We start from the raw sequence: 9,602 nt of genomic DNA, 5'->3' as shown, positions 1-9,602 counted from the left end.
CGACCCGTTAAGTCCGGTGGATTGGCTCCCACATTCGGTCCGATTGGGGTCGATACCTGAGGTCCCTGATGAATGTCTTAGCCAAATCCTGCGCGCGGAAGATGCCGTCCGGCCGATACGAAGCCAGCTGCGTGTTCAAATATGCGCGCACGAGTGGCATGCGACTGGTCAGCGCGGGCCGCATCGCATCGTCCAGCAGCGCGTTGGCCGAACGGTGTGTGCTGTATGCGGCGCCCAGTGCGGCACCGGCTGTGGGCAGGCAAATCAAGATGAGCAGGTAGCTGATCTTCGCGAGCGTGTTCCATGACGATTCCTCGCGCCTGAGCAGTCCTTTGCGAAACAGGACCACACACGCCAAGATCGCCAGTACGAGGAAGATGAAACCACACAGCAAAGCCAAGAACAATGTTCCGAATATGTAGCCACCAACGGCCGAAGCAAGCCCACCGGCCCATTCGGGAGCGAGCTCACCCAAATTGCTTACTTCCTGCATGATTGCCTCGTCCTATCTGGCTTGCGCACGCCTGCTCCCGAGTAGTGGGTTGGCGGCGGCAGCCGGAAAAAACCTCGCATGCTGCTACCGTTGATTGGCCTGCCCAACAGGAATCGAACCTGTGACCCTCAGCTTAGAAGTCACAGACTCTATGCATACATGCAAATAGTCAATCATACTTAGTGATTGATTTCATTGATCTATTCAAAAATGATCGTTATCCTTGTGCTACCCGAATTAGACGGAAATTGATCAACGCGGTAGCACAGAGGTAGCACATAGCATGGCATCCGAAAAATTTAGTTTTACAAAATCAGCGCTCACAGCGGTTGTGCCACCATCAAGCGGACGAACCTACTGCATCGACACGCAAACACGGGGCTTGTGCCTCGATGTTTTGGCCAGCGGTACCAAGACCTTCCAGATTTACCGAAAATTTGACGGCAAGCCTAAGCGAATTGTTCTGGGCCGGTTTTCCCCTACCCTATCCGACGCCAGGGATCTTCCGACTGGAACGGATCCGCTCTCGCTGATCGGCAACAGTGCCGAACTCAATGTGCGCATGGCCAGGAAGCTTGCCGATGCGGTAAATGCGTCGATGGACAAAAGCGTGGACCCGGCAGCCAATGCCCGGACCGTTCGGCAACTGAAGGAACAGGAAATGACGCTACGCCAGGCGTTCGACCGGTATTTTTCCGATCATGTCCTCGCCCATGAAAAGCGGTCAGCTCAGCTCATGAAAGACGATTTCGCCCGATACCTGGGCACCGTTCCTGCCGGTCAGAAGAAGACGCACGGGAAGGAGAGAAGCAAGTCCGCTGGCACGGTCGATTGGGAGACCCGCAAGTTGTCATCCATCTCACCTGCCGACACCAGACGGATGCTGCTGAATGCAAAGGATGGCACCGGGGCAAGAACGTCGAACCGGATACTGGCTTTGTTGCGTGCCATCTTCAACAAGATGATCGACTGGCACTTGTATACAGGCGCCAACCCCTGCGCCGGCATCGACAAGTTCAAGGAAAACAGCCGGGAGCGCTTCCTTACTGGGGACGAGTTACCCCGCTTCTTCGCCGCCATCGACAAGATCGACCACGTCGATTTCAAGGACTTCATCCTGCTCTCCTTGTTTACAGGTGCTCGACGGGCCAACGTCCTTGGCATGCGCTGGCAGGACATCAATTTTCACGCAGCCATATTGACGATCCCGACCGAGGTGTCGAAAAATGGCAATCCATTGACGATCCCGCTGACCGATGCCGCTCGAACAGTGCTGGTACGACGAATGGGCAATGCTCCCAAAATGGCAAACGACCCGGCCGAAAAGACCGCAAGCCCTTACGTCTTTGCCGCCAACAGCGCTACCGGCTACATGTCGCCACCGAACAAGCATTGGAAGGCGTTGCTGGCAGACGCGGGAATTGAAGATTTGCGGTTGCATGATTTGCGGCGCTCGCTGGGAAGCTGGGCGGCGATGGGAGGAACCAGTCTGCCTATCATTGGTAAAATGCTCGGGCACAAGACCAGCCAGGCCACGTCCGTTTACGCACACTTGCAGACTGGCCCGGTAGCTCTTGCGATGGAAGCGGCGACAGCAGCGATGCAGGCGCAGGGCAAGGTTGTTGATCGTTTGCCGCCACTTCCTCCGAGTGAATGAATTACCGATATTGGAGCGAATCGATATGTCAGAAAAAGTCAAAGGTTCCGGTCGACAGAAGGGCAGCACCTATGCCACCGTCGACGATCTAGCATGGTTTGACTTGAAAAACTATGCCGCTTTGACCCCACCGAATTCCCGAGTCGCACCAGATTTTACCCATTGGGAAACTATCATTCGAGATAGGACCCAACTAAAGCATATGCTGGCCAAAAAAATGAAGGCGGAAGTGGCGCCTTTTTTTGATCAGATCAAGAGTGCCCCGCTCCGACCGTTAGGTTTTGGCAAGGGCTACAATCCTGCACCGCATCCCACCGACACCACGACGGTCAGGCTGACGACCACCAACAGAATGAAGTGGCTCATCGAAAATTTAGATCGAATCGAAGCCGACACACGTTCTGTGGTCGATGAAGAATTGCTCAAGATTGATGAGGGTATCTTCGGGGATTTTGCGCACTTGACGCTCAACCTATGTGCTAGCGATAAACAGATTCATTCGGACTTCAAAAATTGGCTAAGGGCATGGCGCAAGCATACGAAGCCAGTGGTAGGAGGTGACTTTGCGACGAAGGTCAGATCCTGGGCAAGCACAAATCTCGTCCCCTACATGGACCTCAAACTGTTCACGTTGCTTACGGGAAAATCCATACGGTCGGATCGGCGTATAGCCCTTATCCAGCCAACCTTCAATTTGACAGAACGGGACGCTCACGGAAACCGTTTGTCGAAGTCGCTTCCGCTCGTCTTTACCTTTGAGACTGCGGAGATCATCAGGCATCAGGCTGAAAGCGCGAAGAGGTCGTTTCAGGGAAAATAATTCACCTCTTTTATTCCCTCGAACATTTTTGTCGGTTGGCGGAAACTGCAAGCACGGAATTGCCCGTACTTCGGAATTTACCAATGAACATTGCCCCAATCGCTTCCACTACGCAACAGCCCGGCCCCCTCCTTTCCCGCAAGGACGCAGCCCATTACCTAGGACTGGCTCCGCAAACCCTGGCGCAATGGGTCGTCAGTCGTCGTCACCAACTGCCCTACGTGTCCATTGGCCGCAAGGCCATGTACCGCAAGGCTGATCTAGATGCCTTCATCACCGCGAATACCCACGGCGCTAACGCCATTGCTGTGAAAGGATCTCTGCAATGATCAACAAAACCGCAATTGCGCAAGCACCATCGACATCGGCCACCATGTCCAGCGCGTCCATCGTTCCCGCTTTCGAGGACGAAATGTCCTACCCAATGTCTCAACTGGAACCCGTGACCGACGTGGTCGTCCTGCCCGCCATCGACAGTGGCGACGACACCGCCACGCCCGAAGCCACGGTGGCGACCACGGAAACGAATGCCGTCGTGGTCCCCGTTACCTTCTATTCACGCACTGCGCTTGCCCTGCTGCAATTGAAGTGCCCCGCAATTCGAGATTACATAAGCGGCAGCTCCACTGCTCCGACGACGGCGGCGCTGCGAATCGGCTTTAATCAAACGCTCGCCAGGTTCGACGACGGCCCCGATGTGGTAAGCCAGGCCAATGAAGCCATGCCCGGTTTCGACCGGATTCAGTTTGACGTTGACATCGAATCCGGTCGCCAGGCGACAACGCCGTGCTATACCTGCGCTCAAGCACGAGTTGACGGATCTAGTATGTGCCCGACCCGTGGTTGCGTACTCCCGGACGCCACGCTGGCCGAACACCCGACCGATCTGCTGGTATGGGACTGCAACGTTAAGAACGTCGGCCATGCCACCCTGGCCAGCTCGATCATGACCAGCGAATTCAGCACGAGCCTGATCGGGGTACGAGACACGGTCCGTGCCTATCGTGAAGGGGTGTATGAGGAAGTCGAAGACGACGAACTCAGGAATAACATCTTGGCGCACCTCGGTCCGATGGGCACCAATGCCCAAATCTCCGAGATCGACAAGATCCTGCGCATCGCCCACGTCCAGCACAATGACATGATGACGCCAAACCCGAACTTCATCGCCTTCAAGAACGGCACGCTGAACGTGGCGTCACGAACCCTTGAGGCGCATAGCCCAGCGCACATGCTCCAAAATCGTATCGACCATGCCTATCAGGCCGACGCCACTTGCCCTCGCTTCTTGGGGTTCCTCGACAGCATTTGGGAACCAGATGCGGATCGACCTCAGAAAATCGCCTTCATTCGCCAGTGGCTGGGATACCTGATGGTCGCTGACAACAGCCTTCAGGTCATGCTCATCTTGAAGGGCGAAGGGGCAAACGGGAAATCGGTGCTGATCGACGTGATCGAAGGCATGATCGGCTCCGTCAACTGTGAAGCGGCCATGTTGGATCGCTTTGGTATGCCCTACGTCCGCGCGACGTTGGTCGGCAAGCTGGTGAATCTGTCGGCGGACTTGCCCAAGAAGACCAACATTTGCGATGGCTACGTCAAAGCGATTGTCGCCGGGGATCGGGTCGAGGTGTCGCCGAAGCACAAGCCGTCTTACAAGATAAAGCCCTATGTGCGCCTGATGGTAGCGACGAACAACATGCCACGAAGTAACGACACGACCGAGGGATTTTTCAGAAGGCTGATCGTGCTGACCTTCAACCGAATGTTTGCCGTGGCCGAGCGAGACCCGCACCTGTCGAAGACGTTATTGGGGGAAATTCCGGGCATCATCGCATGGGCAGTTGACGGCCTGTATGATCTGCGTGCCAACGACAGGTTTAACAACCCCACGTCTTCGGATCAAGCGATGGCGGTGTATAGGGAGGAGCTGTCACCGGAGCGATTGTTCGCAGCCGAGTGCCTTGACCATTCGACCGACAGGTCTGGCTATATCCCCCGTGACCTCTACATGGCGTTTCGTGCGTGGTGCCGGCATCGTGGATTCGATGCTGGCAGCATGGTGACGTTTGGGCGTGAACTTGGTTCGATGGGATTCCAGCAGCAGAAATCCGGAAAAACCTGGTGGAGAATTGTTGCGAAGCAAGATGGTGCCGAATACTTCCGCGCCGCCCAAATTGTGCCAAGTCCAGCATCGTCCCGCATCTTCCCCGAGTTGCCAATAGCCGCTTGACCCTGCTGCGCTTGCCGGACCGCCATGGCTATCGACGGCAAGAGAAAAGGGCTGAAAACATCATCCCATCCGCCCAGACAATGCCCAGTCCTGCATTGTTGGTGGATCGGGAGGATGGGGTCAACATTTCCATCAAAGTGAAAACGCCCTCCAGGCCACGGTCGCCACCATGACCGATTCGACCAGGAGCGGCAACTTGATCAAAACATCGTCCCTATCAGCCCGAACGATCCGATGCCGTACACCTGGGCGGATTGGGCGGATGGATTTTGCCTATCTCGCCCGCCTCACTCCAGTAGTGCCTCAAGGACCACTGGTATGCGCTAACACCCATGAGTGCTTCAGGCATCTCCTTTTTCCGATTCTAGTCGTTGCGATAGTGGCAATTTGGACCGATGGGTAGATGGCTTCACCGCATTCCATCGCCCCCCCGCCAAAACGGACCATCAACGACAGGGCGATTGCGGTGGCCGCCGCTTCCAGGTCGGGCGGATGGGCGGATGGGCGGATGATTTCATGGCATTCAGCGGTCGGCGCAGGCCATTCGACGTTGCCGCTGCATTCTGTGGTGCCGCACTCCCCCGCCCCCGAAGCCATCAACGAGTCATTGCATCACTCCGTCGACATGCCGTAATGCCCGTTGACCCTCTGGAATATCGATCCCTGGCCAAGTCCGAAAATATTTCTCGACATTTTTCCAGCAACGCAAAATCCGGAGTTAACATAAATACAGGGTGAACAAAAAATCACCTCAATCTACTTATAAAGGACGAGAAAATGGAAGACAGCAATATTCGCAAGGCGATCTATAACATGGGGGGACCCAAGATCGCAGCACAGGGGCTTGATGTTTCGCGGAGCGCCATCGGTAAGTGGATCCGCCTCGGCGTTATCCCGAACCTGGAAAAAGCCACGATGGTGGCGGAAGCCAGTGGCTTTGATGTGGCCGTGCTTAGGCCACGCTATGAGCAGAAGGCCCTGTAAATTGGGGACCTGCCAGTCTGGTGTCATTGGGGTGTCAGACAAAACAAAGCCCGCTGGGAAGTGAGATTCCGGGCGGGCCAAAAATAAAAATAACAAAAACTATCTATATGTATTTTAACAATAAAAACGATGGCGTTACGCCACAATTAGCAAAAAATAGCAGTATTTTCGCACCTGATGTTAGCGCCGGGGCGGAACCGAAAATCGAGCCCGGACATAAATTCAAGGTCAGCCGATTCAACAACAGCAAGGACCCGACCCCGAAGCCAGCAACCCACACCTGGGACAGCTTTTGCACGGATTTCTTGCTCCATCCCGCTCGATCCCACAAGGACGGCCCTGCTTGGTCCCCGGTCAGCTACCTCATTGGCCATACCCGAGGCAACGCAGGGGTCGATGAAATTCACTTTGCCGTCATTGATGTGGACGGGGGATCCACGCCCGAGGCCGTGATTGAACGATTCGCCGGATTCGCTTGCCTGGCACACAGCTCGTTCAGCCACACGGCGGCCAAGCCAAAATTCCGCCTGGTCCTCCCGCTAGCGGCACCGGTCAAAGCGGTGGACTGGCCAACGGTCTGGGCACGTGTCAATGCCATGGCTGGGAACGCGAATGATCCCACGACGAAGGACGCCAGCCGCCTCTATTACAAACCAGCCCACCCGGTCGGCAACAGTGACCACTTTTCCAGTGTTCAGGTCGGACGCTTCCTGTCCGTGGCGGATCTGCCGGAACTGGCGGCACTGGTACAAAGCCATCCATTGACGTTCCATCGCAGCGTCACGGGCGGACGCCTTCCTGAAATCGAGGGAATCGAGTCCAGCGGTCCGGATCTCAATTACAAGCAGGGACTGAGGCATGTCGTCGAGCGCTGTAAATTCATGCAGTTCGCTTCGGCACCGGAGAACCAAGCAGACCTGAAAGAGCCGCTGTGGTCGGCCATGATCACCAATGCATGCGTCTTCTCAGAAAGCGAAGAATGGATCCATGCCGCCAGTGACCAGCACGATGGTTACGACGAGACCGAAACCGGCAACAGAATCGAGCGCTTCCGCAACACGACGAGACCCCACACCTGCCAACGAATTCAAGAACAGGGGTTCGAGGGTTGCCCTAGCGGTGGCTGTCACAGGCCAAACGGCGATGTGACAAAAGCACCGGCTGGGCTGATGGGGTGGATGTTTAAGCACCAATTGTCGGCGGCGCAGACGGCCATGGCCCAACTTCCTGACGAGTATGAAATCGGGAATTCCTTTGTCGTCAAGCCGAGCGGGGTCTATCAACTGACGAAAAAGGCCGACGACGACGAGCCTGTCGCTGTTCGCCTCTGCTCAAGGATCGACGTGACGGCGCTTACCCGTGACAAGGAAAGCAACAACTGGGGCACCGAACTGCGCTTCACCGATCCCGATGGCGTCACCAAGAATTGGGCACTGCCCAGGGAATTACTTGCAGGGGCGGGAGAGGCGTACCGTGCGGCTCTACTCCGAAACGGGGCAACGATTGAGCCGGGCAAGAAGGCCCACGAAGGACTGGCAGCATACCTTGTTGCGGCAAAACCGGAAGCGAGGGCAACAGCGGTTACTCAGCCGGGCTGGTCCAATGGCTCGTTCGTGTTACCTGATGCCGTATTCGGTGGCGGCCCCGAGGAACGTGTCGTCTTCCAGACCGACAAACCCGACGAGATAAAGCGATTCTCGAAGAAGGGCACCCTGGAAACCTGGCAGGCGCATATTGCCAAACCGTGCCAAGGAAACTCCAGAGCGGTGGCCTCGATTTGCATTGGCCTGGCCCCTCCCCTGTTGCACCTGCTCGGAGAGGACAACGGTGGCTTTCACTTGCGAGGCTCAAGCAGTATCGGCAAATCAGTTTGCCTGTCGCTCGGGTCAAGTGTGTGGGGTGGCACTTCGCTTATTAGAACCTGGCATGCGACGTTGAGCGGACTCGAAGGCGTAGCAACGATGCACAACGATATCCTGCTTCCGCTCGACGAGTTGGGCCAGGCTGATGGTAAGGCAGCGGGAGAGGCCGCATATATGCTTGGCAACGGCCTAGGCAAAAGCAGGGCCGGCCGCAGCGGCGATGCGAAAGCCGTTAAACATTTCCGCAACCTGGTACTGTCGTCAGGTGAAAAAAGCATGGGGGACCTCATGGCCGGGGCTGGAATGCAGGTCATGGCCGGACAGGAAGTACGCATGGTCGAGATCGCCGCTGATGCTGGTCGTAGCCTTGGCGTCTTCGAGAATATTCACGGGGCAAAGTCCTCCCAGGTTTTCGCCGAAGAACTCAAGGGCGCAGCAACGCAGCATCATGGCCATGCCGGTCGAGCCTTCGTCGGAATACTGGCGGACCTGGAGCTACAACCGCAGTTGGTGGAAAAGGTACGAGCGCTGATTCAGACATTTGTCGATACCCACGTCCCGGAAGGAGCTACGGGCCAGGTCGGCCGTGTTGCTCGACGCTTTGGCTTAGTGGCAGCGGCAGGTGAGATTTGCATCGAGCTGGGCATTTTGCCATGGCCCGAGGGTGAGGCAGTCGATGCCTGTCGCAAATGCTTTGAGTCGTGGATTGAGATTCGTGGTGGCGTTGGCAATCATGAAGCCACGCAGGCCATCGCCCAGGTCAGGCGTTTCATTGAATTGCACGGGGAAAGCCGATTCACGTCATTCGTTGAATTGCTCGGAAACCCGGAGTATGATGCAACAAATAAGACAATTCAACGAGCGGGATTCCGAAGACTAGGCGAAGACGAACGCACGGAATATCTGATTCTTCCCGAGGCTTATGCCAGCGAAGTATGCCGAGGACTGAATCCAACGTTTGTTACAAAAATCTTGCTTGAAAAGGGTTTACTTCTTACAGATAGAGATGGCAAGCCACAAAGACAAACTCGAATCCCTGGCAGTGGGAAAGTACGAGTACGAGTCTATCATTTGAAGGCCGATATCATGGGCGAAGCTGTCACCTAGTTTTTGAAAGTGGGTGACACTTAGGAGACAGATATTAGAGTCAAAAACAATAGCCTTAGCCCTTATTTATTTGTATGTGTCACTTTTGTCTCCTTTGTCTCCCTTGTCTCCCTCATAAATAACCAGTTTCCCTTTTCACTATTTTTACCATGGACTTAGTGAATTTGAAAAATTGACGTTTTTGGTGGGTGACATGGGTGACATGGGTGACAGCGCCGATTTCCGCTATGAGAAATTAATTATTTTAATTTTTTTGTCGAAATATCGTGGGTGACACTTGGGTGACATGGGTGACAAAACTTCGAATTTCCGAAGAACGAACTCTTTAAATTTTTATCCTGTATCGACATCGTTTTGGGCCAAATTTTCCATCTCCGACTCTTCAAAAATTGCCACACGAAAAATAGTTAAAATGAAATATTCCAAAATTAAGAATAAGAAAATTT

General features: G+C 54.9%; 7 protein-coding genes. 6 read left to right on the top strand and 1 reads right to left on the bottom strand.

The window, feature by feature from the left end; genetic code table 11:
* Positions 1–7: 7 nt before the first annotated feature.
* Complete coding sequence (locus C7C56_RS20020; RefSeq protein ID WP_146204572.1) at positions 8–493, bottom strand: hypothetical protein; 486 nt, start codon at positions 491–493, stop codon at positions 8–10.
* A 283-nt stretch (positions 494–776) separates the two neighbouring features.
* On the opposite strand from C7C56_RS20020, the gene C7C56_RS20015 reads away from it, so the two are divergent.
* From C7C56_RS20015 to C7C56_RS19990, 6 genes are all read left to right on the top strand, one after another.
* Positions 777–2,150 (top strand): tyrosine-type recombinase/integrase, encoded by a 1,374-nt coding sequence (locus tag C7C56_RS20015; RefSeq protein WP_106759128.1) that lies wholly within the window; start codon positions 777–779, stop codon positions 2,148–2,150.
* Positions 2,151–2,175: 25 nt separating this feature from the next.
* Positions 2,176–2,970, top strand: coding sequence for a DUF6387 family protein (locus tag C7C56_RS20010; RefSeq protein WP_146204571.1), 795 nt, complete (start codon positions 2,176–2,178; stop codon positions 2,968–2,970).
* 83 nt (positions 2,971–3,053) lie between these two features.
* Positions 3,054–3,299 carry a helix-turn-helix domain-containing protein gene (locus C7C56_RS20005; RefSeq protein WP_106759126.1) on the top strand — a complete coding sequence of 82 codons (246 nt, stop codon included), beginning with the start codon at positions 3,054–3,056 and terminating at the stop codon, positions 3,297–3,299.
* On the top strand, positions 3,296–5,203 hold the full coding sequence (locus C7C56_RS20000) for a DNA primase family protein (protein ID WP_106759125.1): 1,908 nt from the start codon (positions 3,296–3,298) through the stop codon (positions 5,201–5,203). Before C7C56_RS20005 ends, C7C56_RS20000 begins: the two co-directional genes overlap by 4 nt.
* Positions 5,204–5,980: 777 nt before the next feature.
* Entirely contained in the window at positions 5,981–6,187 is a 207-nt protein-coding gene (locus C7C56_RS19995; RefSeq protein WP_106759124.1) for a helix-turn-helix domain-containing protein, read from the top strand.
* 107 nt (positions 6,188–6,294) lie between these two features.
* Positions 6,295–9,156: a DUF927 domain-containing protein gene (locus C7C56_RS19990; protein ID WP_106759123.1), complete on the top strand. Its 2,862-nt coding sequence runs from the start codon at positions 6,295–6,297 to the stop codon at positions 9,154–9,156.
* Positions 9,157–9,602 lie beyond the last annotated feature (446 nt).

Source organism: Massilia glaciei (assembly GCF_003011895.2).
GTDB lineage: Bacteria > Pseudomonadota > Gammaproteobacteria > Burkholderiales > Burkholderiaceae_D > Telluria_A > Telluria_A glaciei.
The sequence above is the reverse complement of the archived record's forward strand: the minus strand, read 5'-3'. Positions and strand labels throughout refer to the sequence as shown.